Source organism: Pseudomonas mendocina, assembly GCA_037482215.1.
Classification (GTDB): domain Bacteria; phylum Pseudomonadota; class Gammaproteobacteria; order Pseudomonadales; family Pseudomonadaceae; genus Aquipseudomonas; species Aquipseudomonas mendocina_E.
Genome location: CP148074.1, coordinates 2,246,237 through 2,271,187, shown reverse-complemented (window position 1 = coordinate 2,271,187; position 24,951 = coordinate 2,246,237). Strand labels below are relative to the sequence as shown.

The window sequence follows — 24,951 nt, the reverse complement described above, 5'->3', positions numbered from 1 at the left end:
TACGGGTACTGATCAGAGGTTCATAACATCAACAAAACGCGGCGTTGCGGTTTCGTCGATCTTCAGGCTCTTGAAGTCAAACAGATTGCGGTCAGCCAATTGTGAAGGGACGACGTTCTGCAAGGCACGGAACATGACCTCTGTACGCCCAGGCGTTTTACGCTCCCACTCCTGCAGCATCTCCTTGACCACTTGGCGCTGCAAGTTTTCCTGGGAGCCACAGAGGTTGCACGGGATGATCGGGAACTCCTTCATGCGGCTGTACGCCTCGATGTCGCTCTCACTGCAGTAGGCCAACGGGCGGATCACCACGTTACGGCCATCGTCGGCCAAGAGCTTGGGCGGCATGGCTTTCAGGGTGCCACCGTAGAACATATTGAGGAAGAAAGTTTCCAGGATGTCATCGCGATGATGGCCGAGCGCCATTTTGGTCGCTCCGATTTCATCGGCATAGGTGTACAACGTACCGCGACGCAGGCGCGAGCACAGCGAGCAGGTGGTTTTGCCTTCTGGAATTTTCTCTTTGACCACCGAATAAGTGTCTTTTTCGATGATGTGGTAAGGCACACCAATAGACTCAAGATAGGCCGGTAGAACATGCTCAGGGAAACCGGGCTGCTTCTGATCCATATTGACCGCGACAATCTCGAACTTGATCGGCGCAACCTTCTGCAAATGCAACAGCACATCCAGCATCGTGTAGCTGTCTTTGCCGCCGGACAGGCAGACCATGACCTTGTCGCCGTCCTCAATCATGTTGAAATCGGCAATCGCCTCGCCTGCCTGACGACGCAGGCGCTTTTGCAGTTTGTTCTGGTTGACCGAAAGGGTACCCATGATGCGCTGGAATCCGAAAGCTGAGGAAAACACACCATTTTACTCGGAAAGCTCACAACACCCCACCCCAATCAACGGCAAATGCTAATCTTCGGCGATGAATGATTCCCCGAACTGTCAGTCTGCCCTATGCGACGAACTTTATGAGCACCTCAACTCAGCGCCAGAAGGCCTGAGTGAATACCGCTTAATCCAACTCATAAAGGCAGGCAAACGTAATAATCTGCCTGATCTACCACTCAGTGATAGCGTGGGCTTGTTCCGTACACATTTCATCCTGTTCAACGGGCTGTATCATCTGCGTGACCTGCTCTGGTCCAAGCAATTGGCCACTCTAAGCATTTCCTCACTGTGTATACAGCTGCTGCCTTACCAATCCGGCGTCAATGGGTTGAGTGAAAACGACCCTCTGCGCACCTATTACATGGACTTGAGTCAACTCGACAGCACAGGTGCGGACGAGGTCGAACATTTATTGCGCAGCTTTTGGCTACGCTTGCATAACAATGAAGACGTTAAGGCAGCGCTAGAGCTTTTTGAACTCTCGCCTGGTAATGAACCGATTAGCCTTGGCACCATCAAGGCTCGTTACCGCCGACTGGTCAGCCAGCACCACCCAGATCGAGGCGGCAGCACCGCGCGCCTTCAAGCTATCAATAAGGCCATGGAGATACTGGAGCGGCATTACCGTAGCTCTTGATACTCCTATTTGCTCTAAGCGACTGCCTTTGAGTTCCTATTGTCGATCTATACTGCGACATAGGGTCGCATTATATGCACCCCCCTGCGTCATGCTCTGGGGACCGGGCGTCAGCCGCAGGTGACCTTAATAACAAGAGGAGACTCGGCATGATCAATCACGTCTGGGGGCTTTTCACCCATCCTGATCAAGAGTGGCAGGATATTCGTGGTGAGGAAGAAAGCATCAGCCACATGTATCTCACCCATGTCTTGATACTGGCTGCCATACCCGCGATATCAGCCTTCATTGGCACTACACAAGTTGGTTGGTCCATCGGCGGCCGCACGCCGGTGATGCTGACTGAATCCAGCGCGCTCCAGCTCACCATCCTGACCTACTTGGCAATGCTCGCTGGTGTTGCTGTGATGGGTGCCTTTATTCACTGGATGGCACGGACTTACGACGCAAGCCCCAACCTCACTCAGTGCATCGTATTTTCCGCTTACACCGCCACTCCCCTGTTCATCGGCGGCCTCGCGGCACTCTATCCGCACATGTGGTTGGCCATGATCGTGGGTACAGCTGCCATCTGCTACACCGTGTACTTGTTGTACGTTGGCATACCGACATTTATGGGTATACCGGATGAAGAAGGGTTTATGTTCTCCAGCTCAGTGCTCGCTGTTGGCCTGGTGGTGCTGGTGGCCATGATCGCCAGTTCAGTGATCTTGTGGGGTGTAGGCGTTGGCCCGATTTACACCAACTGATATTCATCCGCATGCAACAAAACGAAACCACCTCCGGGTGGTTTCGTGCTTTTCAGGCTGCTTCAAAGTGCTGGATTAGGCATAATCCTCGGGTTAGCCAGACGTTGATGCTATGCCTGAACAGATACACGACCGCGTTGAAGCTTGCTACCTGCAAGCTGAAGACTTCTTCAAGCAACAATTTCCACGCCCCGAGGTGTGCTTCAAGCTGCGCGGACAAAAGGCCGGTGTAGCCCACCTCACGGAAAATAAGTTGCGCTTCAATCTACAGTTGTATCGGGCCAATCAAGACGACTTCATTCGACAAACCGTTGCCCACGAAGTCGCTCATATGATTGCCCACCACCTGTTCGGACCTCGCATCCAACCGCATGGTGAAGAATGGCAATTGATTATGCGGGGTGTATACGAGTTACCGCCTAATCGCTGTCACAGTTATGAAGTTGAGCGCCGCCAGGTGCTTCGTTACATATACCGCTGCTCATGCGAGAACGGAGAATTCCCATTCTCTGCTCAACGCCACGCACTGGTTGGCAAGGGACGCCGTTATTACTGCCGACGCTGCAAGTCCACCCTGATTTTTACAGGTGAACAGCGTATCCAATAATCAGCCCTAAAAATGAGAGTCAAAATGACCACCCACCTAACAACCAATAATCCTCAACGCTACGACACCATTAGCCGAATCCTGCACTGGGGTATGGCCGCAGGTTTTGTCTGGGTCCTCACCAGCGCCCTGGCCCACAAGTTCCTGAGCGAGGGGGCTCTGGACAACTTTATGTGGCCTACCCACAAACCTGTAGGCTTTATCCTGGCCATTTTTATGGTCATTCGTATTATTTGGGCCGTGCTCAACCGTAAACGTCGCCCTGCTTCAAAAGGTGCAGCTGCGAGCCTCGGCCACCTTGCTCTTTATGCGGTGATGTTTGCAGTGCCGTTCATTGGCCTGCTGCGCCAGTACGGTTCAGGGCGTGCGTTTGATGCCTTTGGTGTGCAGATCATGGCGGCCACGCCTGAGCAGACCTACAAATGGATGATCGACCTCGGTGGCAACTTCCATGGCCTGCTGGGTTGGGTGTTGCTTGCACTTGTCGTAGGCCATATCGCGATGACTGTCCTGCATCGCCGTAATCCTGAAACGGACGTATTGCCGCGTATGCTTGGCTGATACCGAGCCGGGCGCTCGCTGGGCGCCCGACCTCACACGGCTTAAAGAAATTTGAAGTGCCCTCTTTCTCCAGCCTGATAATGCCCAGGCAGGGTACAGGCAAAGTCCAACTCCCCCGCCTCCGCAAACGTCCAGACTAAATCTTTAGCGCTACCCGGTTCGATCAACACCGCATTGGCGTCGGTGTGTTCTGCCTTAACTACCTCGGGATAGCCTGGTGGGTTTGAATCGCCCACGCCTGAGCGCTCATGCCAAATCACTTTTTGCGAAAAACCAGTGGGCGTCAACGTGCCACTCTTCATCAGGGCGCTCATTTCACGCTGATGCTCTAACTGTTCATCAGCTCGCCCGATGTTGAACTCATGCAGGCAGGCCCCGTTATTCTTGATAACAAAGCGTACCGTTTCACCGGCTGTGACAGTTATTGATTACTGACTGTTGCTGATATCGTCCAATTGCACATAAACAATACGGGCCGTTGGGCTGTCTTTAGCGTTGTCAGGCGCTGCGCTGACGACACAAGCAGACAGCAGCAACCCCACTGCAATCACTGATTGAGTAAGTTCCATGGGCACCTCAGTTAAGGATGAATGTGCCGCCATCTTAGAAAACGCTGCATGCCGGGCAGATGACTCCAGCACTACATTATTTTAGTCATACAAAATCAGGCTCAGGCCACCACCTTTGCTGCCCTTAGTTGCGCGATCTGTTCCGAGCTAAAACCAATAGTAGTGAGTACATCATCCGTATGCGCCCCAAGTGAAACGCCACAGTGCTTTGGCGCATCTAACCCACTGGAGAATTTTATCGGGCAGGCGATTTGCGCTTGAATCTTTCCATCAGGCAAGGGCACCTCTGCCACCACGCCACGCGCCTTAAGCTGCGGGTGTTCTACCGCCTCACTCAGGTTTAGCAAGGGCTCAACGCATGCATCCATGTCAATGAAGATGGCTTGCCATTCAGCGAAGTCGCGCTTCTCAAACTCAACTTCAATCTCGCGTCGTAAAGCCTGCTGCTCTTCTGGCTTCTGCGATAAGCCTTTCGCGGCAAGTTCAGGCCTACCAATGGCTGCGCACAGCTGCTGCATAAATTGCGGTTCAAGGCTGGCAACTGAAAACCACCGACCATCACGGGTGCGGTAATAGTCGTAGAACGAACCGCCGTTGAGCGCCTGATTTTCCATCTGTGGCTCAACACCCGCCCCCAAATAGCCTGCACCGGACATAGCATGCAAGCTGAATACACAGTCCGTCATGCTGATATCGACGTGCTGACCCTGCCCCGTCACTTGGCGGTTGACCACGGCGGCCAACAGCCCGATCACGCCATGCAGTGACCCACCGGCTATATCGGCCGCTTGAATACCTAATGGCAGCGGCCCCCGATCCTGACGCCCGGTATAACTGGAAAGCCCAGAGAGCGCCAAATAATTCAGATCATGCCCAGCGCGATCCTTATAGGGGCCAGTCTGGCCATAACCGGTAATAGAGACGTAGATAAGTTTGGGGTTTATGGCCTTGAGCGCCTCATAGCCCACGCCCAGCTTGTCCATGACACCGGGACGGAACTGCTCAAGTACGATGTCGTACTCCGCCACCAATTTCTTTACCACTTCTACTGCTTCGGGTTTCTTCAGATCCAGTGCGATACTGCGCTTGTTCCGGTTGAGATAAGCATGACTAGTGGACATGCCCGCCGCATGGGGCGGCAGTACACGCACCAGATCCATCCTTCCCGGCGATTCAACCCGCAAAACCTCCGCTCCCATATCCGCCAAAAGCAGTGAGGCGAATGGCCCTGGCAGCAACGTTGAAAAATCCAGCACTTTCAGTGAAGACAGCGGGCCACTCATGGCACCTCCTTGAAGAGTTCAATCAAAAGAATTACTGCCACACAAGCGGCCTAGTCGTGTTCCTAACCAGCGGGTCGTTTGCAAACCGACTTTCGAGGACGTTTCGGCGGATTTTCATCGTGGGTGTCATGCAACCGTTATCGACGGTCCAGGCATCCCTTACGATTACCATGTGGCTGATGCGTTCATGGGGTAAGAGCTGTTCGTTCAGACTTGCCAGTGTCTGCAGCAGCGACTGTTCAACAACCGTTTTCGGCTGGCCGACCGCAGCCGGTGTAATCTCTACCAACGCGACTGGCTGATCCATGCCGCTGCCTATCAGGCAAACCTGCTCCACCCAAAGGTTCTTGGCGATTTCACCCTCAATGGGAGCTGGTGCGACGTACTTGCCTTTACTGGTTTTGAAAATATCCTTCACTCGCCCAGTAATTTTCAGGTATCCATCACTGTCGACGGCACCTTTATCCCCTGTATGCAGCCAGCCATCGCGAAGCGTTTCAGCGGTTTTCTCGGGGTCGAGGTAATAGCCCAGCATCATGCTTGGGCAGCGCAACAGAATCTCACCGTCATCGGCAATGTTCAGTTCAAGGCCAGGCATTGGCTGGCCCACCGTGCCGATGCGGATTGCACCAGGCCTGTTAAAGAACCCGTAGGCAAAGTGCTCGGTCATGCCATACCCCTCACAAATATGCATGCCGACTTTCTGGTACCAGTCGAGCAGTGCTGTTGGTATAGGCGCCGCCCCACTGACTAAAAAGCGTGCTCGATCTAAGCCTAGACCGCGACGTATCTTGCGTGCCACCAGCTTGCCCACTATTGGAATACCCAGCAGTCTTTCGAGTTTGGCCTGCGGTACTTTCTCCAGCACGCCCTGCTGCAATCGCGTCCAAAGACGGGGTACAGAGAAGAAGACAGTTGGACGAACATGCTGCAAATCACGCAGAAAGCTGTCTAGGGATTCGACAAACGCAATACGCCCTGAGCTGTATAGGCCATTAACCTCCACCAGTATCCGCTCAGCAGCATGGGATAACGGCAGGTAGGAAAAATACTGTTCACGCTCAGTGATATTCAGCTCCCGGACCGAGTTAGTTCCCGCCCACGCAAACGACTGTGCTGAAAGCATCACACCTTTGGGCTTACCGGTTGTGCCGGAGGTGTAAAGAATGCTGAGCAAATCGCCGGGGGCTGGCGGGTGAATTGCCTGAAGCGGCTCATGGCTGCTCAGCAGTGCATTCCATTCATAATCAGCCGGTAAAGTTGGATATGGCAACGCAATACGGATCACATCCGAACCGATGCCACTGGACAGCTTGTCGGGCTCATCAAGCTTGCCGACGAATATGGCTTTAGCCTGTGAGTGCTTCAGCACGTAGTCGATACTTTCAGCGGACTGCAAGGGATAGAGCGGCACGCTGACTAAACCGGCCATCATGATGGCCAGATCAGCGATGATCCATTGCGCGCAATTCTTGGACAGCAGAGCGACCCTGTCGCCAGGCTCACAGCCCATTGACTGCAAGGCGGCCGCAATGCGCCGAGCCTGATCATCAACCTGTGCCCAGGTGTAATCATGCCATTGACCATTCACTGGCTGACTAAGCCAGATAGCAGCCGGTTTAGAGCTAACCCAATGCGCCAGGCGTTGCAGAGGCAGTTCAACTGTCATGGCCATCCCTCGGTTTATTGTTGTTTTCCGGGCTGGACTGTCACGTTGGGGCAGTCCGTGGAAATACCGCAAGACTGAATACCTATAGCTGATCAGCAGTGTGCTCGGGAGGATTACCCACGTCTACCCTGCGAGCATTAATTACGCGCACAGCTGGTCTATAGCTTCATGCCCCGGCTGATGATCTCTTTCATGATTTCGGAGGTGCCTGCGAAAATCCGCTGAATCCGTGCATTCGCGTACATCTTGCAAATGGGGTACTCCCACATGTAGCCCCAGCCGCCATGGAGCTGAACGCCCTCATCCACGACACGACCGAGTAGCTCTGTTGTAAACAGTTTTGCCTCTGCAGCAACTTCAGGGGTGAGTTTCTTCTGGTTATGGTCGAGTACACAGCGATCGACAAAAACCTGGGCCACATCAATCTGTGTGCGCATTTCCGCCAGTTTGAAACGTGTGTTCTGGAAGTGTCCGATCGGACGGCCAAATGCTTTACGCTCACGCACATAATCGATGGTTGTCTGCAATGCTGCCTCAGCGCCCGCTACAGCACCGCAGGCGTTGGTCAGACGCTCCTGCGCCAACATATTCATCAGGTAAAAAAATCCACCCTTGGCATCACCCAACAGATTGGCCTTTGGCACCTTGACGTTATTGAAAAACAGCTCAGCGGTGTCCTGGCTTTTCATGCCGAGCTTCTTCAGGTTCTTGCCGCGCTCGAACCCTTCCATACCACGCTCCACCAGGAACAGGCCCATGGCATGTTTATTCGCAGGGTCAGTCTTCGCCGCAACGATCACCACATCGGCCAACAGGCCATTGGAGATAAAGACTTTGGAACCGTTGAGTTCGAAATGATCACCTTTATCGACAGCAGTTGTGCTCATACCGGCCAAATCGGAGCCTGCACCCGGTTCCGTCATGGCAACAGCAAGAATCAGCTCCCCGGAGATGATGCCCGGCAGCAATCGTGATTTCTGTTCAGCATTGCCGTACTCAGTGATGTAGGGGCCACACAAGGCAGAGTGCAACGGCAACATAAAACCGGCCTCATTAATCTTGGCCAGCTCTTCGCACATGATTTGCTCGTAGCGGAAGTCCTTCAACCCAGAGCCACCGTATTCCTCATCGGCCCACGGCAACAGAAAGCCCATACTTCCAGCTTTCCTCCAGACCTCACGGCTCACAACGCCAGCCTCCTCCCATTCATCCTGATAAGGCACAACTTCTTTTTTCAGGAAGCTGCTGAAGGCATCGCGAAATAATTGATGTTCTGTCTCAAAAAGAGTCCGTTGCATGGCGCTGATCCCCTCCGATTGATCGTCCACGCAGGTTAGGCGCCGCACTTGAGCGTCTCAATGACGCAATTGCTCAGTCAGATTGACCCTTTCGTACAGACAGAACAGCAGGCACCCGCCCATAAAAAAGCCGCTGGCCATACGGGCAGCGGCTTTCCGATCACACTTAACTCAGTTCACTTTAGCGTTCACAGCGGTAGCGTGGTTCATGCTTGCGCCACCACTGGCCAGCTCTTTGTGTAACTGGTCTTCATTCAGCTCTTTACACCATTTCGCCACTACAACAGTCGCAACACCATTACCAATCAGGTTGGTAAGGGCGCGGGCTTCGGACATAAAACGGTCAATACCCAGAATCAGCGCCAGCCCGGCAATCGGCAAGTGGCCAACAGCCGACAACGTGGCAGCCAGAACAATAAAGCCACTGCCTGTAACCCCGGCAGCACCTTTGGATGCCACCAACAGCACCAGCAAAAGCGTGATCTGGTGGGTGATATCCATCGGCGTATCCGTTGCCTGGGCAATAAACACGGCAGCCATGGTCAGGTAGATGGAAGTACCGTCCAGGTTGAACGAATACCCCGTTGGAATGACCAGACCGACCACCGACTTCTTGGCGCCCAGCTTCTCCATCTTCGACAGCATGCGAGGCAGTACCGACTCCGAAGAGGACGTGCCCAGCACGATCATCAGCTCTTCACGGATGTAGCGGATAAAGCGCAGGATGCTGAAGCCATGGGCGCGTGCAATACCACCCAGCACAACCAGAACAAAGACCACACAGGTGATGTAGAAGCACAACATTAACTGGCCCAATTGCACCAGCGAGCCGACACCGTACTGTCCAATGGTAAAGGCCATGGCACCGAATGCACCGATTGGCGCCAGCTTCATGATCATATTGATAATGCCGAACATGACATGGGCAATACGGTCAATGAAATCCAGTACCGGGCGGCCATAGTCACCCATGCGTTGCAAAGCAAAGGCAAAAATCACCGAAAAGAACAGCACTTGCAGGATGTCGCCATTGGCAAACGCCCCCACCACCGTGCCAGGGATCACATTCAACAGGAATCCAACGGTCGACTGCTGCTCACCGGCCGCGGCGTAACTCGCGATCTTGCTGGCATCCAGCGTGGCCGGATCAACATGCATACCTGCGCCCGGCTCAACCACGTTCACTACAATCAGACCTATGATCAGTGCAACGGTGGAAACAACCTCAAAATACAGCAACGCATAACCGCCGGTTTTACCGACCGCTTTCATGTCCTGCATGCCGGCAATACCACTGACGACCGTGCAGAAGATGATGGGCGCGATCACCATTTTGATGAGTTTGACGAAACCGTCACCCAAAGGCTTCAAAGCAACAGCGGTGTCTGGGTGAAAATGGCCAAGCAGGATGCCGATGGTGATGGCTACCAGCACCTGTACGTACAGCATTTTGTAAAACGGCTGGCGTGGGGCAGCGTCGAGTGTGGTGTCAGTCATTGCAGTGATCCTCTGCGGGACGCAGGTGTTATTTGAAAAGTTGCGTCACCGGATATAAGTGCAACTCCCCTTCGCCAAGGGGAGCCTTTCAGTCAGCGAAAACGCTGTCCTGAAATGCCTATCGCAATGGCTGTGCCAACGACAAAAAACAAAATATATTCCTCGTATTTCAATAACTTACGAGATTTAAAGTTCGGCATTTTGGTACCACTTATGGCGGTTTCCCGCACAACCATCCCTCTTGGACTGGCGGGTTTCCAGCTAACCCGAGCACAGGGCCACTACTACCTAGGTTTACAAAACACAGCTTGTTGCAGAGTCGGGCACGTGGCTAAGATCGACCCGCCTTTGACAGAGCCGACCCCATGCGTGAACGGACCATCGCCATCCACTTTGTCCGCGCTGCGTTGCGCGGAGCACAACGCCACGGATATGACTGTGATGCACAGTTGCGACAAGCCGGTATCCAGCCAGCCCTGCTGGATGAGCCGCGCGCGCGGATCGCCCCTGAGCAATTCGCCCACCTGATACAACTGCTGTGGGAGCTGTTGGACGACGAATATCTGAGCTTTGGCAACAGCGCCAGCAAGCGCGGCACCTTCGCCATGATGTGCCACACACTGATTCACTGCCGAACCTTGGAGAAAGCGCTGCTACGGGGAAGCCTGTTCTACAGCCTGTTCCCTGATGCACCTGCTATCCGAGTTGAAATTGAAGGTGAATGGGCCTGGCTGACAGTCGATGGTGCTGCTTTATGGGATCCAGACCACTTCCTCGTGGAGAGTCTGTTGGTGATCTGGCATCGGTTGGGCAGTTGGCTGATTGGCCAGCGCATACGCATCGAGGAAGCAACCTTCGCCTACAGCGAACCACCCCATGCCAGTGAGTACGAACTGCTGTACCCATGCAGGCGTGTGTTCTCCAGCACTGTTACCGGGCTGCGCTTTCATGCCCGCTATCTGAGCATGCCTCTGCTGCAAGACGAACGTACTCTTAAGCACTTTCTCCAGCACTCTCCTGCCGACCTGTTGGCCAGACCTGACGGCGGTCACAGCCTGGTCAGCCAAATACGTCGCCTGCTAGGCCGTGACTGCAATCAGTGGCCAGATTTGGAGCAGGTGGCCCGGCAGCTCAACATCAGCCCTCAAACCCTGCGGCGACGCCTGCACGAAGAAGACTCCAGCTTTCAGGAACTCAAAGACAATCTTCGCCGCGACTTGGCGATTTACCACCTAGGCCGAAACGAACTGGCAATTCAGGACATTGCTGAGCAGCTAGGCTTTTCAGAACCCTCAGCATTTCATCGCGCTTTCAAGAAGTGGACAGGGCTGACCCCTGGCGCTTACCGCACACAGGAAAACTGAGCCTCAGCTCAAAGCAAAGCGCATGCGGAAGGAGGCACCGCCCAGTTCCGACGTTTCGAGGAAAAGCTCGCCGGAATAGCTCTCAACGATATCCAGCACAACCGCCAGGCCAATCCCCTGCCCCGGATTCTGTACATCCAACCGCACTCCCCGTTGCAAGATGCGCTCACGCTGGCGCTCAGGCAGACCTGGGCCATCGTCCTCCACCACCAGCTCGCAAGCTTTGGGCAGGTTTCTAACCGTTACCCGAATCTGTGAGACGCACAGCCGATAAGCGTTTTCTAGCAAATTACCGAGCAACTCCAATAAGGCACCGTGCTCTAACGGTAATTGCTGTTGAGCCTCCACCTGCTGGATAACGGTGACTTGCTTCTCCCGGTAGACCTTGTCTAACGCAGCGCAGACACTGCTTATTGCCGGAGCGACCAGGGCCCTGTGGCGAATGAGCCCACTCTTGCGCAAGCTGGCACGTTGCAGTTGGTAGTCAATCTGCTGGCTCATGCGCTCGATCTGCTGTTGCAATATCTGCGATTGCTCACGGTTTTGCAGCTGAGTAGCCACCACATCACCGACCCCCTGCAACACAGCCAGTGGCGTCTTAAGACTATGTGCCAGATCATCCAGCGAGTTGCGATATCGCTCGCGTTGCTGACGTTCACTTTCCAGAAGTCGGTTAAGTGAACCGGTCAAACGCAGCAGTTCCTTAGGATGCTGGTCACTCAGACTCTGGCGCGAACCAGATTCAATTTCATCCATTTCCTGACGTAAACCGCGCAGGCTACGAAAGCCCCATGTCAAACCAAACCAGAGCATGGCCAACAGCACCACCAAGGCGCCCCCCAGCCATAGGTAGAGCTGCTCTGTGAATTCCTTATACATGGATTGGTAGTTACTGGCCGGCTGCATGGTAACCACGCTGAACGCAGCACTTTTACCCCGCAGCAAGTCGATCTCTACGTCATACACATAAAATTCATGCCCCTGATCGTCGCGAATACTGACAAACACATGCTCGGTGCCGTCATAGCTCGGCATGTAGTGCACGCCAGTATTTAGCGTAGGACGTGATTGCCACACCAGATTGCCATCACGGTCATAGATGAAACCCAGCAGTTTGGTATCCAGTGCGTCGAACTCTTCATCCGGCAAGACGTCTGGCATCTTAAGCACGCCATTTTCGGTGCGTGCAGCAGACACCAACGCCACTGCGTCGGCAGATAAGCGGGTTTCAATTGACTCCTCCAGTGCAATTACAAATGCACTGCGCAGGATAGGTAGCAACGCCAACATGAACACGACGGCCAGCGCCGTTGCTCCGAGCATCAAGCGGGTGCGTAAGGAGAAGCTAATGCTCACCGGCAACGCTCATTGAACAAATAGCCTTGTCCACGCACGGTCTCAATGGGTTTGAAGCCCTGATACCCCTCGAGCTTTCGGCGCAAGCGGCCTACCAATACTTCAATGACGTTGGGGTCGCGTTCCTCATCATCCGGATACAACTGTTCGATCAGCCGTTCCTTGGCTACCACTTGCTGCTGATGGCGCATGAGGTACTCAAGTATTCGGTATTCGTATGCCGTCAACGCCAGATTCTGCTCAGCCAAGAGTGCCTGCTTACGATTCAGGTCCAACACCAATGGGCCCGCTGAAATCGTTGCCTGGGTAAAACCCGAGGCCCGGCGTAACAATGCATTCAGGCGTGCTTCCAGCTCTTCAAACTGAAAAGGCTTAACCACATAGTCATCCGCGCCGGCGGCAAGGCCTTCAACTTTGTCTTGCCAGTTACCCCGGGCAGTCAGAATCAGGATCGGAAACGTCTTGTCTTGGCTGCGTAGCTGACGAATGAGATCCAGCCCGCTCATGCCCGGCAAGCCGAGGTCAATGACAGCCAGATCGTGGTTGTATTCACGACTGCGATACAGCGCTTCTTCAGCATCGGCAACTGCATCAACCACATGCCCTTGTTCACCCAAGCGGGTGTAGAGGTGATGACGCAACAGTGCCTCGTCCTCCACCACCAACAGTTTCATCTCGCGCCTCCTGCAAATGGAATGGCCGGGTGAACTCCGGCCAGAGCGTGTGAATGCACGTTAGAACTTGTAGTTAGCACCTATGTAAAGCTGCCCACTGCTGTGCAAGTCCAACGATCCCGCCTTGGAGCCACCATGAGGCGCCATCTCTGTGCTGGCATTGGTGCGAAGATAACGGTACCCCGTCTCAATGGACGCATTTTGGTTGATATCTTGTAGTAAACCAGCCTGCAAACCAACAGCATAGCCAATGTCACTGTCGCGCTTATAACCCTTACTGTCCTGCTCCAACTTAACCAAACCTGCAGTGGCACCGCCAAACAACTTGGTGTTGTAGTTGCCTACGGGAAGAAAAAGATCATAGCTGCCCAGCAGGTTTTGCTGACGGAGTTTCAAACCACTGTGCGTGTCAGAAAAGTTCTCATAGGTGGCGTAGTAACGGTGACTATCACTCACTTGCCCAGCACGAATACCCCAAGTTCCGGTGTGATCAATCACTTTATCGAAGTTAGGGCTGTTGAGGTTTCGGTTCAACGAGCTGGATTTCTGGATATTGTTGTCAGTCTGGCCCCAGGTCAAACCAACAAAATTATCAGCTGCGTTGGCAGCGACAGCAGCGAAAGTCAGGGTAGTAGCCAGAGCCAGTTTGCCAATTGTGCGGTTCATAAGGTGTTCCTCGTGATGGGTGGTGTTGCTTAACTCGGAGCCTATGTTGCCCAAGCCAACCTGAACCGACCCTGAACCCTTCCTGAACCAATGCTGAACAAACTACACGTTACGCGCTTTTATCCCTGCTGCCACAAACACCAATGCCAGAACGCCCAGCATCGGCAACCAACCGGCATGCTCCCAGATGTAACCGGCCCCATAGCCAATAAGGCTGGAACCCAAGTAGTAGGCGAACAGATACAGCGCTGATGCCTGTGCTTTAGCACTTTTGGCTTGCTGACCGACCTGCCCGCTGGCTACAGCATGGGCGGCAAAGAACCCCAGAGTAAACAAAGCCAAACCCGCAACTGCCATGCTCAGCCATGGCGCAGCGCAAAAGCCAACGCCTAGCAGCATTATTCCGATACTTGAAAGCAGTACGCGCCTGGCGCCAAAGCGCGGCACTAATTTGCCTGCCCACCCAGCACTGAAAATCCCCACGAGATAGACCGTGAACAGCAGACCTATCAACGTCGAAGACAAGTTGAACGGCGCACCGGCCAACCGGAAACCGACATAGTTGAACAGCGCCACAAAGCCGCCCATTAACAGGAATGCCAGCCAGAACAATCGGCGTAGATTCGGGTCACGCAAATGCCCGGCGAAGTTTGCCGATAGGCCACGCAGAGACAGTGACTGAGCGGTGAAGTGACGGGATGGCGGCAAAAGCCAGACAAACAACGCCAGGGCCAGTAGCCCCATGCTAGCGACACCACCTAAGGCCAGTTGCCAGCCACCAATATCACTGAGCAGGCCAGCAATCAGTCGCCCCAACAAGCCGCCCAGTGCTGTGCCGCCGATATAAAGGCCCATGGCAGCAGGCAGTGATTCAGGGTCAAACTCTTCCCCCACATAGGCCATTGCCAGCGCCGGTAAACCGCTCAATGCCAGCCCTAACAATGCGCGCAGCCACAGCAAATGGCTCCAGCTGTCCACCAATGCGGTGGCAATCCCCAGTACCGACGCCAACCCCAGTGCCGCCACCATTACAGGTTTACGTCCCCAACTCTCAGCAAGCGCCCCCGAAATCAACAGGCAAAACGCCAACGTCAGGGTAGTAAATGACAGCGCCAGACTGCTGCCAGCCGCCGAGACTGAAAAGTGCTCAGCCATAAGTGGCAGCAATGGCTGTACGCAATACAGCAATGCGAAGGTAGCGAAACCGGCACAGAACAACGCCAGGGTTGCACGGCGATAAGCGGCGGTGCCGCGTAACAGATGGGAAGAAACTTCAGAGGACATGACTTACTCGCGCAGGCCTGTGAATGGCCGCTACGCAGATTAGCACGCAAGCTAACGATTTTTTATAGGCTTGAGCTGTATTTTTACCCATACCGATGAGTGCAGCAGATAAAAAAACGGGAGCCAATTGGCTCCCGTACTCATTCTGAGTGTGAACGCTCAGGCCCGGGGCCTTAGCCAAAAACAACCTCACCTGCATTTACTTAGAAACGCAGGGCGAGTGTCTCAAATAGATGCGGCAAACATCGTTGATGTTTGTTACGGACGTGCAAAGAAATGTAAACGCGCTCACGGTTGGCGGTTAATAAGCGCCACGGCACAATAGCCGGTATGACTAGCACAGCCCTGCCTACCTGCTGCACCCCGTTCAGTGACCGCTGGCCATTGCCGCATCCTGAGCCGAGACTACAACTGATCAGCACTCACTTCGACAAAGCTCGCCTGCAGCCTGAAGACTTTGAGCGCAGTGCGGTGCCTATGATCAAGGCGGTAGCCAAACGCCAAGCCGAATTTCTTGCCGGGCGCGTCTGTGCTTGCGAAGCGTTACGCCGCCTGACTGGTACAGGTAGCGTCCCAGCAAGTGGTGAAGACCGCGCGCCGCAGTGGCCGGAGAATACACTGGGTTCCATTACCCACAGCGACAGCTACGCGGCAGCGGTAGTCGGCAGCCGCACAGATTGGCAAGGCCTCGGCATTGATGCCGAGACGCTGATAGAACCACAGCGGGCACAGCGGCTATCCGGGGAAATCCTTACAGGCTCGGAGCTTGAGCGAATTCAGCACCTGCCCGCGGCAGAACAAGCGCGGCTCATCACCCTGACTTTTTCAGCCAAGGAAAGCCTATTTAAAGCGCTCTATCCGCAAGTGCTTAAACGCTTCTGGTTCCATGATGCCGAACTGTTATCGGTGGACAATGCCCAGCAATTCACTATGCGCTTGTTGATTGATCTCGATGCAAACTGGGTAACTGGGAGTGTTGTTACTGGGCAGTTCTGCCAAATGGACAATTATTTGCTGACTCTCATCGCCATACCGCGCTGACAACGCCAAATCACAGGTCAAATCCGCTACTATCCGCGCACTGCCGGTTGGAGTTTTCTATGCGCGACGAATTGAACCTGGGCCTGATCGAATTCCTCAAGTCCTCCCCAACACCCTTTCATGCAACTGCGACACTGGCACACCGCCTGGAGGCAGCCGGTTTCCAGCATCTGGATGAACGCAGCGGCTGGCACACGGAAGCCGGTGGCCGTTATTACGTAACGCGCAACGACTCATCCATCATTGCTTTCAAGCTCGGCAAGCGCCCACTGACCGAAAGCGGTATCCGCATGGTTGGCGCCCATACAGACAGCCCGTGCTTGCGAGTAAAACCGCAGCCTGAACTGCAACGCCATGGCTACTTTCAGATTGGTGTTGAGGTGTACGGTGGCGCCCTGCTCGCCCCTTGGTTTGACCGCGACCTGTCCTTGGCAGGACGCGTGACCTACCGCCGTGACGGTAAGGTTGAAAGCCAGCTGATCGACTTTAAAGCTCCGATCGCGGTAATCCCTAACCTGGCTATTCACCTCAATCGCGAGGCCAATCAAGGCTGGGCCATTAACGCCCAGACAGAACTGCCGCCAATCTTGGCTCAATATGCGGGCAGTGATGACCCGGCCGACTTCCGCGCCCTGCTCACTGAGCAACTGGCGCTCCAGCACGCCTTTAATGCGGATGCTGTGCTGGACTATGAGCTGAGCTTCTACGACACCCAAAGCGCCGCGGTGATTGGCCTTAATGGCGACTTCATTGCTGGTGCGCGCCTGGACAATCTGCTGTCCTGCTATGCAGGTCTGCGCGCCCTGCTCAGTGCTGGTGACGACGAAACCTGCTTGCTGGTTTGCACCGATCACGAAGAGGTCGGCTCCTGCTCAGCCTGTGGTGCTGACGGCCCGATGTTGGAACAAGTGCTGCGTCGCCTGATTCCAGACGGTGAAGACTATGTCCGCTGCATTCAACGTTCTCTGCTGGTCTCAGCAGACAACGCCCACGGTATCCACCCGAACTACGCAGACAAACATGATCAAAACCACGGTCCAAAGCTGAATGCGGGCCCGGTTATCAAGATCAACAGCAACCAGCGCTATGCCACGACCAGTGAAACTGCAGGTTTCTTCCGCCACCTGTGTCTGGAAAACGAAGTACCTGTACAGAGCTTCGTGACCCGCAGCGACATGGGATGCGGCTCCACCATAGGCCCGATTACGTCCAGCCAGCTTGGGGTGCGCACAGTCGATATTGGCCTGCCAACCTTCGCTATGCACTCGATTCGGGAAATGGCTGGCAGTCACGACCTCGCCCATCTGGTCAAAGTGCTCAGCGCTTTCTACGCCAGCCCTGAGCTGCCGTAACCCCGCTTCAGTCCGGCACCTCGACGCTCACCTGCAGGGCGTCGTGGCGCCAGAACTCCAGATCGCAATCAATCAAACGCCCGTGCTGATCGCGATTGACACGTACAATGCGCAGTGCCGGGCTTCCTCTGACGACCTTCAATGCCGTTGCCGCTTCACTGTGTAACGCAGTCGGCACGATCTCAAAACGCACCCGTCCGTACTGAATATCGTATTCCTGCTCGTACAGCTCAGTCAGCGAACGGGTCAGATCAAAGCTCAGAATGCCGGGAAAGTACGTCGGATTGAGGTAATGCTCCACATACAGTACCAGTCGCCCGTCCACCCGACGCGCGCGGCGAATCTGGTACACCCTGGATAGTCCGGGCATGTTCAATAAATGGCAAACCTCAGAGCTGGCTGGCACCTGCTTGGCACTGATTACCTCGGTTGCAGGTACCCGCCCTTGTTCCCCCACCATTTTATGGAAGTGACTGCGCACCAATGGGTTGTAGGCCAAACGCGGTGGAGAGACAAACCAGCCGCGCCGATCCTCACGGTAAATCAACCCCTGTGCCTCCAGCTGGCCCAACGCCTCGCGTAGCGTAATCCGTGTTGTTGCAAACACCTCGCTCAATTTACGTTCAGCCGGTAACTGGCTGCCAGGTGTCAGCAGACCATCCTTTATCTGCTCTTCAAGTGCTCTGCTGATTGCCAGCGCAGCTCTCGGCTCAACATCACCCATGCCACCACCCTCACTGGACTAGACCAAAACCGTTTCCAACCGCTCTGAAACAGGTGTTTCTAACGATATTTCAATCTTAAGCAGGCCTGATGACAGCGAAGTGACGGCCCCCTTCAGCTCAACATTTGTTATCTAAGAACACGAACTGCGCATATTTACTGACTAGATGTAATGCTATGTTTGGTGAGTGCAGCACTGTTGTTTGAAGCAATAAAGGCGGGTCTTTGCGGTGATATGACACGAAACCGTCATTTATCCCGCCTACATTTCTGATCTAGACCAGAACCTTCAACCGCAAAGGAGCTTCCGATGAAAAACCTGCTACTGGCCTCACTGTTGGGGTCGGCCATTGCCATGACCACCATGGCGCAGGCAAACGATGTGAAAGCACTGGAACAAGCCGCACGCAGCGAGGGCGTCGTTAACAGCGTGGGCATGCCGGACAGCTGGGCTAACTGGAAAGACACCTGGGCCGACCTGACTAAGCTCTATGGCCTCAAGCACATGGATACCGATATGAGCTCGGCGCAGGAAATCGCCAAGTTCGCAGCAGAAAAAGAAAACGCTACCGCCGATATCGGTGACGTCGGTGCAGCATTTGGCCCCATCGCCTTCCAACAAGGCGTCACCCAGGCGTACAAACCCTCGACCTGGGATCAAATTCCATCATGGGCCAAAGATCAGGACGGTCATTGGGCACTGGCCTATACCGGCACCATCGCGTTTATCGTTAATAAGCAACTGGTAAAAGAGGCGCCAAAATCCTGGGCTGACCTGAAAACCGGTAAATACAAAGTCGCCATTGGCGACGTCAGCGCGGCAGCCCAGGCGGTAAACGGCGTACTGGCTGCATCCATCGCATTAGGCGGCGATGAGAAAAACATCAAACCAGGCCTGGAGCTGTTCGGCGAGATTGCCAAGCAAGGCCGCCTGTCGATGGCTAACCCCACCATCCAGACCCTTGAGAAAGGTGAAGTTGAAGTGGGTGTAGTGTGGGACTTCAACGGCTTGTCCTACCGCGATCAGATTGATCCCGAGCGCTTTGAGGTGCTGATCCCATCTGACGGCTCAGTGATTTCCGGCTACACCACCATCATCAACAAATGGGCGAAAAACCCTAACACTGCCAAGTTGGCTCGCGAGTACATCTTTAGTGACGCTGGCCAGATCAACCTGGCTAAAGGCAATGCGCGCCCAATACGCGCTGAGCATCTGACGCTACCACCTGAGGTTCAGGCCAAACTGCTGCCCCAGGAACAATACGCCAAGGTCCAGCCGATCAAGGACAACGCTGCCTGGGAAGCCACTTCCAAGGTGCTGCCACGCTTGTGGCAGGAACACGTCATCATCTACATGAACTGACGCTCAAGACCCCGGCAGCAGCCGGGGTCGCCTGAAGGAACAAGGCCTCACATGCCACACAAAGTCATTCTCGTTCTGTTGGATGGTCTGAGCTATTCAGTCGCCCAGCATGCCTTAGGGCACCTGCACGCCATGTGCCAGGCGGGCCGCGCCGCACTGTATAAACTGGACTGCGAACTGCCGGCACTATCACGCCCGCTTTACGAAGCCATCCTGACCGGTATCACACCCATCGACAGCGGCATCGTTAATAACGATGTGGTTCGGCTTTCTCACGGTCAGAGCATCTTCCATTACGCACGCACTGCTGGGCTCAGTACTGCTGCGGCGGCCTATCACTGGATCAGCGAGCTGTATAACCGGGCGCCGTTCGATGCAGGACGGGACCGGCATACCCACAACAGCGCATTGCCGATTCAACATGGTCACTTCTATTACGCTGACCACTACCCGGACTCCCATCTGTTTGCGGATGCGGAAAGCCTCAGGCAGCAGCATCGGCCTGACTTTCTTTTCGTCCACCCGATGAACATCGACGATGCAGGCCACAAGTACGGCCTGGACAGCCCGCAATACCGCAACAGCGCCCGCACTGCGGACGTGTTGCTGGGCACCTACATCCAGCGCTGGCTGGATGACGGCTACCAAATACTGATAACCGCTGACCACGGTATGAACAATGACCGTTCCCACAACGGTCTGCTAGTCGAAGAGCGAGAGGTGCCGTTGTTTGTGTTGGGCAGTGCATTCAGCCTGAATGCCTCGGCCCAGCCAACTCAGCTGCTGCTGTGCGGCACCGTCTGCGAGTTGCTCGGTGTCCGCCACGATAAACCTGTCTGCCGGGAGCTTTTGCAGTGATAAAGAACCTGCGCGGCAAATGGCTGGCGCTGCTGTGCCTGCTGCCATTTGCACTGTTCTTTGTAGCATTCCAGATTGCTCCGCTGATTCTGGTCGCTATCAACAGCTTTAAAACCAGTGAAGGCTGGGGTATTGGCAACTTCACGGCCGCCTTTTCCTCGCCCTTCTACTTACAGGCGATCAAGCACAGCCTCGAAGTTGCATTCTGGTCGAGCTTCTTCGGCATCGCTATCGCCATCATCGGCAGTTACTCATTGCGTCAGATCGACAGCAAATTGCGCGATTTCGTGATGGCCTTCGCCAACATGACCAGCAATTTTGCCGGTGTTCCGCTGGCCTTTGCATTCATCATTTTGCTGGGTTTTAACGGCGCTCTGACCATTTTGCTTAAGCAACTGGGCATCATTGAGGACTTCAACCTGTACTCCAAAACAGGTTTGATTGTGCTCTACACCTATTTCCAGATACCGCTGGGGGTGATGCTGCTGTACCCGGCCTTTGATGCCCTACGTGTGGACTGGCGTGAATCCGCCAGCCTGCTCGGCGCCAGCAACTGGCAATTCTGGCGGCATATTGGTTTGCCGGTGCTGATGCCCGCGCTGCTGGGCACCTTCGTTATCCTCTTGGCCAACGCGCTGGGCGCATACGCCACGGTGTATGCGTTAACCACCGGCAACTTCAACATCCTGCCAATTCGTATCGCCGCCATGGTCTCTGGAGACATCTTCCTCGATACAAATATGGCCAGCGCCCTGGCGATGATCCTGGTCGGTCTCATGACCCTGATCACCCTGGTCCATCAATGGATACTGCGCAGGAGCTACCATGTCTCACGTTGAAAAACGCACAACAGTCCTGCACAAGGCGGTGGTCTACAGCCTGCTGCTGGTGCTGCTGATGCCGCTGCTGGCCACCCTGCTGTACTCCATCTCTACCAGCTGGTCGGCGACTATTCTGCCCAGCGGTTTCACCTTCAAATGGTATGTGGAGCTGTGGGGCGACGCGCGCTTTCTTGCGGCCTTTGGCCGCTCGCTGCTGGTGTGTTTTACCGCTCTGGCCTTGTCGCTGTTTCTGATCCTGCCGTTGTTGTTCGTGATCAATTACCACTTCCCCAAACTTGATGGGGTGATGAATGTACTGATCCTGCTGCCCTTCGCCGTGCCGCCGGTGGTGTCGTCCGTGGGCTTGATGGAGCTGTTTGCCGGTGATCCGCTGCCCATCATTGGCACGCCGTGGATCATGATCGGCTGCTACTTCACCATTGCCCTGCCCTTTATGTACCGGGCCATCAGCAACAACCTGCAAGCCATCAACCTGCGCGACCTGATGGATGCAGCCCACCTGCTCGGTGCCAGTACTTGGCGTGCAGCGTTTATGGTGGTGCTGCCCAACCTGCGTAAAGGGCTTATGGTCTCGGTGTTTCTCTCGTTCAGTTTCCTGTTTGGTGAGTTTGTATTCGCCAATTTGCTGGTGGGTACCCGCTATGAAACCCTACAGGTTTACCTCTTCAACATGCGTCAGGGCAGTGGCCACTTCACCAGTGCGTTGGTGATCTCCTATTTCATTTTTGTACTGCTGATGACCTGGGCGGCTAACCGCCTCAACAAGGACAAGGCGTAAGCGCCAGACAGATCAAGCAAGGGCCTTCCATGAGTTATCTGAGTATTCAGAACCTGCACAAGTGCTACGGCGAAACCACGGTGTTTACGGACATCAACTGCGACATTGCCAAGGGTGAATTCATCACCCTACTCGGCCCCTCTGGCTGCGGTAAATCCACCCTGCTGCGCTGCATTGCTGGCCTGACCGATGTTGATGGAGGCCAGATCAAGCTTGAAGGTGAGGATCTAATCCCCCAGCGCCCGCAAAAACGTGGCATCGGCATGGTGTTCCAAAGTTATGCGCTGTTCCCCAATATGACCGTGCAACAGAACGTTGCCTTTGGCCTGCGTATGCAGAAAATCAAGGGCAGTGAGGCTGAGCAGCGCGTCAAGGAAGTGCTGGCGCTGGTCGAGATGACTGATTTTGCAGGGCGCTACCCCCAGCAGCTTTCCGGCGGACAATGCCAACGGGTTGCCCTGGCGCGCTCACTGGTGACCCGCCCGCGTCTGTTGCTGCTGGATGAACCGCTGTCCGCACTGGATGCGCGCATTCGTAAACACTTGCGCGAACAGATCCGCAGCATCCAGCAGGAGCTGGGGCTCACCACCATTTTCGTCACCCACGATCAGGAAGAAGCCCTGACCATGAGCGACCGTATCATCCTTATGAACGGAGGTAAGATCGTCCAAAGTGGTGCTGCAGAAGACCTCTATACCGCCCCTGCTGATGCTTTTGCCGCTGGTTTTATTGGCAACTACAACTTGCTTGACCAGGTCTCTGCCTCGCAGCTGCTGTCGCGCCCGGTTAACAGCCGCATTGCGATCCGCCCGGAGGCCATCGAAGTCAGTCACAATGGCAGCATCGAAGCGCTGGTGCGCAGCCACAGCCTGCTCGGCAATGTTATCCGCTATCGGGTTGAAGCCCGAGGTATTGAACTGCTGGTAGATGTGCTCAACCGCTCCCCTGCAGACCTGCACAGCAACGGGCAGCGCATTACCCTAAACATTCAAGACAACGCAATTTGTGAGGTGGCCTGATGGCCTTGGCAATATTCGACCTGGATGAAACCCTGATCGCAGACGACTGCTCAACCCTATGGAGCCAAGAAATGGTCAAGCTCGGCTGGGCTGACGGTGCCAGTTACCTGCCCCGCGAACAGGAGCTGATGCGCCAGTACGCCAAGGGTGATTTATCCATGGAGGAATACATGGCGTACACCCTGACGCCACTGGTGGGGCGGACACCCGAAGAGGTCGAGCATGTCATTGAACCGTTTGTTGAGGATGTCATTGAGCCGATCATCTACTCCGACGCCATGCGTTGCGTCGCTCGCCACCGTGAAAATGGTGACCGTATTTTGGTGATTTCAGCCTCGGCCCACTTTCTGGTCAGCGCCATCGCCGCCCGCCTCAACATCGAAGAAGTCCTGGCCATCGACATTGCCGAACAACACGGCCACTACAGCGGTCACACCCAAGGCGTGCTGACCTATCGTGAAGGCAAGGTGCAGCGTCTGGAGCAATGGTTGCACGAGCAAGGAGAAACGCTTGAAGGCGCCTATTTCTACTCTGACTCGCGCAATGACCTGCCCCTGCTACAAAGAGTCGACAATCCCCACGTGGTCAATCCTGACCCTGTATTACGCCAGCATGCGGAGAACGCCGGCTGGCCGATTCTGAGCTGGAAGTAGAGCCATACAACGTCCGGAGCTGGACAGCCTCAGAGAAAAACAATAGCTTGCTAAGCAATTGCACTCCCAGCTCCCGGACTTAAACCTCAATGAGCCTGCTCTCCCCCATTGCAGCCTACCGACATGCCATTGAGCATGATGGGTTCCAACCTGACCCCGCGCAGCAGCAAGCCGTAGAAATCCTGCAACACTGCCAGGAGGCCATCCATTCAGGCGCCTCAGCCGTTGAAGGTGTGTACCTATGGGGACCAGTCGGGCGCGGCAAAACTTGGCTGATGGATTGTTTCTATCAGGGCTTACAAGTGGGGGCCCGACGTCAACACTTCCACCACTTCATGCGCTGGGTGCACATGCGCATGTTCGAACTAACGGGCACCGCCGATCCGCTTAAAGCCTTAGCTGTTGAGCTAGCCAGTAAGGTACGGGTGCTCTGCTTCGATGAGCTGTTTGTCAATGACATTGGCGATGCCATCATCCTTGGCCGCCTGTTTCAAGTCATGTTCGAACAAGGGGTCGTCGTCATTGCGACCTCCAATCAACCCCCTGAGCAGCTATACGCAGATGGTTTTAACCGTGAACGGTTTCTGCCTGCTATCACCGCGATACAACATCACATGAAGGTTGTCAGCGTGGCCGGCGAACAAGATCACCGCTTGCACCCCTGCACCCTGCAAACACGCTATTGGATCGCCGAAGCGGGTAAACCCAGTGCACTGAAAGCCACTTTTGACGAATTTAGCGGCGCGCATCCGGTCACTGAGGAACCATTGGCAATGGGTCCACGCAGCATCCATGTGATCAAACGCAGCCCGGATGTGATCTGGTGCAGTTTTGCTCAGTTGTGTGAGCAGCCTTTGGCCGCCCAAGACTTTATTGGCCTGTGTGACCAGTTCAAGGCCATTCTGCTTAGCGAGGTACCGCCCCTGAGTAGTGCCCAACGTGATGCAAAAATCGCCAGGGGGACGGAGGATGCTCCGGTAAAAGTCGAAGCTGGTGACCGCCAGTTACCACGCCTTTCCAGTAAAGATGACAGCGTGCGGCGGTTTATCGCGCTGGTGGATGAGTGCTACGACCGCAAGGTCCCGCTGTACATCGAAGCAGCGGTCCCCCTCGAGGCACTTTACACAGAGGGCTACCTCGAATTTGCTTTTCGCCGCACCCTCAGCCGTTTGCAGGAAATGCAGCTAACACGCTTTGGTCACTGAATC

26 protein-coding genes are annotated in these 24,951 nt (G+C 54.8%); 14 read left to right on the top strand and 12 right to left on the bottom strand.

From position 1 onward, the window contains the following. Positions 1-12: 12 nt before the first annotated feature. Positions 13-837: a tRNA 2-thiocytidine(32) synthetase TtcA gene (gene ttcA / locus WG219_10345; GenBank protein ID WXL27818.1), complete on the bottom strand. Its 825-nt coding sequence runs from the start codon at positions 835-837 to the stop codon at positions 13-15. A 97-nt stretch (positions 838-934) separates the two neighbouring features. Here ttcA and WG219_10340 point away from each other — a divergent pair, with 97 nt between their 5' ends. The 4 genes from WG219_10340 to WG219_10325 all read left to right on the top strand — a co-directional run bounded on the left by WG219_10340 (position 935) and on the right by WG219_10325 (position 3,454). Beyond that, positions 935-1,537, top strand: a complete 603-nt coding sequence (locus tag WG219_10340) for a DNA-J related domain-containing protein (protein WXL27817.1) — start codon at positions 935-937, stop codon at positions 1,535-1,537. 149 nt (positions 1,538-1,686) lie between these two features. Continuing rightward, a complete protein-coding gene (locus WG219_10335) occupies positions 1,687-2,286 on the top strand; it encodes a Yip1 family protein (protein WXL27816.1) in 600 nt (199 codons plus the stop codon). A gap of 112 nt (positions 2,287-2,398) precedes the next feature. Beyond that, positions 2,399-2,893: a SprT family zinc-dependent metalloprotease gene (locus tag WG219_10330; GenBank protein ID WXL27815.1), complete on the top strand. Its 495-nt coding sequence runs from the start codon at positions 2,399-2,401 to the stop codon at positions 2,891-2,893. A gap of 24 nt (positions 2,894-2,917) precedes the next feature. Next, the gene (locus tag WG219_10325) at positions 2,918-3,454 is read left to right on the top strand and encodes a cytochrome b (protein WXL27814.1); all 537 of its coding nucleotides are present in this window, start codon (positions 2,918-2,920) and stop codon (positions 3,452-3,454) included. Positions 3,455-3,495: 41 nt separating this feature from the next. On the opposite strand, the gene WG219_10320 is transcribed toward WG219_10325, so the two are convergent. The 6 genes from WG219_10320 to WG219_10295 form a co-directional block, all read right to left on the bottom strand. After that, the gene (locus WG219_10320; protein ID WXL27813.1) at positions 3,496-3,768 is read right to left on the bottom strand and encodes a hypothetical protein; all 273 of its coding nucleotides are present in this window, start codon (positions 3,766-3,768) and stop codon (positions 3,496-3,498) included. 114 nt (positions 3,769-3,882) lie between these two features. After that, the gene (locus WG219_10315; protein WXL27812.1) at positions 3,883-4,023 is read right to left on the bottom strand and encodes a hypothetical protein; all 141 of its coding nucleotides are present in this window, start codon (positions 4,021-4,023) and stop codon (positions 3,883-3,885) included. Between the two features lie 101 nt (positions 4,024-4,124). Continuing rightward, positions 4,125-5,306 (bottom strand): CaiB/BaiF CoA-transferase family protein, encoded by a 1,182-nt coding sequence (locus tag WG219_10310; GenBank protein ID WXL27811.1) that lies wholly within the window; start codon positions 5,304-5,306, stop codon positions 4,125-4,127. 31 nt (positions 5,307-5,337) lie between these two features. Continuing rightward, positions 5,338-6,975 (bottom strand): AMP-binding protein, encoded by a 1,638-nt coding sequence (locus tag WG219_10305; GenBank protein WXL27810.1) that lies wholly within the window; start codon positions 6,973-6,975, stop codon positions 5,338-5,340. 158 nt (positions 6,976-7,133) lie between these two features. Next, a complete protein-coding gene (locus WG219_10300) occupies positions 7,134-8,273 on the bottom strand; it encodes an acyl-CoA dehydrogenase family protein (protein ID WXL27809.1) in 1,140 nt (379 codons plus the stop codon). 171 nt (positions 8,274-8,444) lie between these two features. Then, complete coding sequence (locus WG219_10295) at positions 8,445-9,770, bottom strand: dicarboxylate/amino acid:cation symporter (GenBank protein WXL27808.1); 1,326 nt, start codon at positions 9,768-9,770, stop codon at positions 8,445-8,447. 365 nt (positions 9,771-10,135) lie between these two features. Between WG219_10295 and WG219_10290 the strand changes: the two genes are divergently transcribed. Further along, the gene (locus WG219_10290) at positions 10,136-11,134 is read left to right on the top strand and encodes an AraC family transcriptional regulator (GenBank protein ID WXL27807.1); all 999 of its coding nucleotides are present in this window, start codon (positions 10,136-10,138) and stop codon (positions 11,132-11,134) included. 3 nt (positions 11,135-11,137) lie between these two features. On the opposite strand, the gene WG219_10285 is transcribed toward WG219_10290, so the two are convergent. The 4 genes from WG219_10285 to WG219_10270 all read right to left on the bottom strand — a co-directional run bounded on the left by WG219_10285 (position 11,138) and on the right by WG219_10270 (position 15,114). After that, the gene (locus tag WG219_10285) at positions 11,138-12,484 is read right to left on the bottom strand and encodes an ATP-binding protein (GenBank protein ID WXL27986.1); all 1,347 of its coding nucleotides are present in this window, start codon (positions 12,482-12,484) and stop codon (positions 11,138-11,140) included. A 2-nt stretch (positions 12,485-12,486) separates the two neighbouring features. Continuing rightward, entirely contained in the window at positions 12,487-13,164 is a 678-nt protein-coding gene (locus tag WG219_10280; GenBank protein WXL27806.1) for a response regulator, read from the bottom strand. Between the two features lie 60 nt (positions 13,165-13,224). Beyond that, a complete protein-coding gene (locus WG219_10275) occupies positions 13,225-13,830 on the bottom strand; it encodes a hypothetical protein (GenBank protein ID WXL27805.1) in 606 nt (201 codons plus the stop codon). A gap of 102 nt (positions 13,831-13,932) precedes the next feature. Next, on the bottom strand, positions 13,933-15,114 hold the full coding sequence (locus WG219_10270) for an MFS transporter (GenBank protein WXL27804.1): 1,182 nt from the start codon (positions 15,112-15,114) through the stop codon (positions 13,933-13,935). Positions 15,115-15,444: 330 nt separating this feature from the next. Here WG219_10270 and WG219_10265 point away from each other — a divergent pair, with 330 nt between their 5' ends. Beyond that, on the top strand, positions 15,445-16,155 hold the full coding sequence (locus tag WG219_10265) for a 4'-phosphopantetheinyl transferase superfamily protein (protein WXL27803.1): 711 nt from the start codon (positions 15,445-15,447) through the stop codon (positions 16,153-16,155). A 59-nt stretch (positions 16,156-16,214) separates the two neighbouring features. Further along, positions 16,215-17,507, top strand: a complete 1,293-nt coding sequence (locus WG219_10260; GenBank protein WXL27802.1) for a M18 family aminopeptidase — start codon at positions 16,215-16,217, stop codon at positions 17,505-17,507. 7 nt (positions 17,508-17,514) lie between these two features. Here the strand turns inward: WG219_10260 and WG219_10255 are convergent, their stop codons facing one another. Beyond that, the gene (locus tag WG219_10255) at positions 17,515-18,231 is read right to left on the bottom strand and encodes a UTRA domain-containing protein (protein ID WXL27801.1); all 717 of its coding nucleotides are present in this window, start codon (positions 18,229-18,231) and stop codon (positions 17,515-17,517) included. 309 nt (positions 18,232-18,540) lie between these two features. Here WG219_10255 and WG219_10250 point away from each other — a divergent pair, with 309 nt between their 5' ends. From WG219_10250 to zapE, 7 genes are all read left to right on the top strand, one after another. Further along, entirely contained in the window at positions 18,541-19,593 is a 1,053-nt protein-coding gene (locus WG219_10250) for an ABC transporter substrate-binding protein (GenBank protein ID WXL27800.1), read from the top strand. 51 nt (positions 19,594-19,644) lie between these two features. Further along, positions 19,645-20,451, top strand: a complete 807-nt coding sequence (locus WG219_10245) for an alkaline phosphatase family protein (GenBank protein WXL27799.1) — start codon at positions 19,645-19,647, stop codon at positions 20,449-20,451. Next, complete coding sequence (locus tag WG219_10240) at positions 20,451-21,290, top strand: ABC transporter permease subunit (protein WXL27985.1); 840 nt, start codon at positions 20,451-20,453, stop codon at positions 21,288-21,290. The genes WG219_10245 and WG219_10240 overlap by 1 nt, the downstream gene beginning before the upstream one ends. After that, positions 21,277-22,071, top strand: coding sequence for an ABC transporter permease (locus tag WG219_10235; GenBank protein ID WXL27798.1), 795 nt, complete (start codon positions 21,277-21,279; stop codon positions 22,069-22,071). Before WG219_10240 ends, WG219_10235 begins: the two co-directional genes overlap by 14 nt. A 29-nt stretch (positions 22,072-22,100) precedes the next feature. Continuing rightward, positions 22,101-23,090, top strand: coding sequence for an ABC transporter ATP-binding protein (locus WG219_10230; GenBank protein WXL27797.1), 990 nt, complete (start codon positions 22,101-22,103; stop codon positions 23,088-23,090). Beyond that, the gene (locus tag WG219_10225) at positions 23,090-23,743 is read left to right on the top strand and encodes an HAD family hydrolase (GenBank protein WXL27796.1); all 654 of its coding nucleotides are present in this window, start codon (positions 23,090-23,092) and stop codon (positions 23,741-23,743) included. Before WG219_10230 ends, WG219_10225 begins: the two co-directional genes overlap by 1 nt. A gap of 89 nt (positions 23,744-23,832) precedes the next feature. Next, on the top strand, positions 23,833-24,948 hold the full coding sequence (zapE, locus tag WG219_10220) for a cell division protein ZapE (protein WXL27795.1): 1,116 nt from the start codon (positions 23,833-23,835) through the stop codon (positions 24,946-24,948). Positions 24,949-24,951 lie beyond the last annotated feature (3 nt).

Excerpts from the sequence above, each read along its gene's own strand:
- WG219_10330 (WXL27815.1), top strand. The coding sequence starts at position 2,399 with ATGCCTGAACAGATACACGACCGCGTTGAAGCTTGCTACCTGCAAGCT.
- WG219_10315 (WXL27812.1), bottom strand. The coding sequence starts at position 4,023 with ATGGAACTTACTCAATCAGTGATTGCAGTGGGGTTGCTGCTGTCTGCT.
- WG219_10260 (WXL27802.1), top strand. The coding sequence starts at position 16,215 with ATGCGCGACGAATTGAACCTGGGCCTGATCGAATTCCTCAAGTCCTCC.
- WG219_10305 (WXL27810.1), bottom strand. The coding sequence starts at position 6,975 with ATGACAGTTGAACTGCCTCTGCAACGCCTGGCGCATTGGGTTAGCTCT.
- WG219_10310 (WXL27811.1), bottom strand. The coding sequence starts at position 5,306 with ATGAGTGGCCCGCTGTCTTCACTGAAAGTGCTGGATTTTTCAACGTTG.
- WG219_10265 (WXL27803.1), top strand. The coding sequence starts at position 15,445 with ATGACTAGCACAGCCCTGCCTACCTGCTGCACCCCGTTCAGTGACCGC.
- WG219_10325 (WXL27814.1), top strand. The coding sequence starts at position 2,918 with ATGACCACCCACCTAACAACCAATAATCCTCAACGCTACGACACCATT.
- WG219_10280 (WXL27806.1), bottom strand. The coding sequence starts at position 13,164 with ATGAAACTGTTGGTGGTGGAGGACGAGGCACTGTTGCGTCATCACCTC.
- WG219_10290 (WXL27807.1), top strand. The coding sequence starts at position 10,136 with ATGCGTGAACGGACCATCGCCATCCACTTTGTCCGCGCTGCGTTGCGC.
- WG219_10320 (WXL27813.1), bottom strand. The coding sequence starts at position 3,768 with ATGAGCGCCCTGATGAAGAGTGGCACGTTGACGCCCACTGGTTTTTCG.
- WG219_10225 (WXL27796.1), top strand. The coding sequence starts at position 23,090 with ATGGCCTTGGCAATATTCGACCTGGATGAAACCCTGATCGCAGACGAC.
- zapE (WXL27795.1), top strand. The coding sequence starts at position 23,833 with ATGAGCCTGCTCTCCCCCATTGCAGCCTACCGACATGCCATTGAGCAT.
- WG219_10340 (WXL27817.1), top strand. The coding sequence starts at position 935 with ATGAATGATTCCCCGAACTGTCAGTCTGCCCTATGCGACGAACTTTAT.
- WG219_10250 (WXL27800.1), top strand. The coding sequence starts at position 18,541 with ATGAAAAACCTGCTACTGGCCTCACTGTTGGGGTCGGCCATTGCCATG.
- WG219_10275 (WXL27805.1), bottom strand. The coding sequence starts at position 13,830 with ATGAACCGCACAATTGGCAAACTGGCTCTGGCTACTACCCTGACTTTC.
- WG219_10270 (WXL27804.1), bottom strand. The coding sequence starts at position 15,114 with ATGTCCTCTGAAGTTTCTTCCCATCTGTTACGCGGCACCGCCGCTTAT.
- WG219_10300 (WXL27809.1), bottom strand. The coding sequence starts at position 8,273 with ATGCAACGGACTCTTTTTGAGACAGAACATCAATTATTTCGCGATGCC.
- WG219_10235 (WXL27798.1), top strand. The coding sequence starts at position 21,277 with ATGTCTCACGTTGAAAAACGCACAACAGTCCTGCACAAGGCGGTGGTC.
- WG219_10295 (WXL27808.1), bottom strand. The coding sequence starts at position 9,770 with ATGACTGACACCACACTCGACGCTGCCCCACGCCAGCCGTTTTACAAA.
- WG219_10335 (WXL27816.1), top strand. The coding sequence starts at position 1,687 with ATGATCAATCACGTCTGGGGGCTTTTCACCCATCCTGATCAAGAGTGG.
- ttcA (WXL27818.1), bottom strand. The coding sequence starts at position 837 with ATGGGTACCCTTTCGGTCAACCAGAACAAACTGCAAAAGCGCCTGCGT.
- WG219_10230 (WXL27797.1), top strand. The coding sequence starts at position 22,101 with ATGAGTTATCTGAGTATTCAGAACCTGCACAAGTGCTACGGCGAAACC.
- WG219_10255 (WXL27801.1), bottom strand. The coding sequence starts at position 18,231 with ATGGGTGATGTTGAGCCGAGAGCTGCGCTGGCAATCAGCAGAGCACTT.
- WG219_10245 (WXL27799.1), top strand. The coding sequence starts at position 19,645 with ATGCCACACAAAGTCATTCTCGTTCTGTTGGATGGTCTGAGCTATTCA.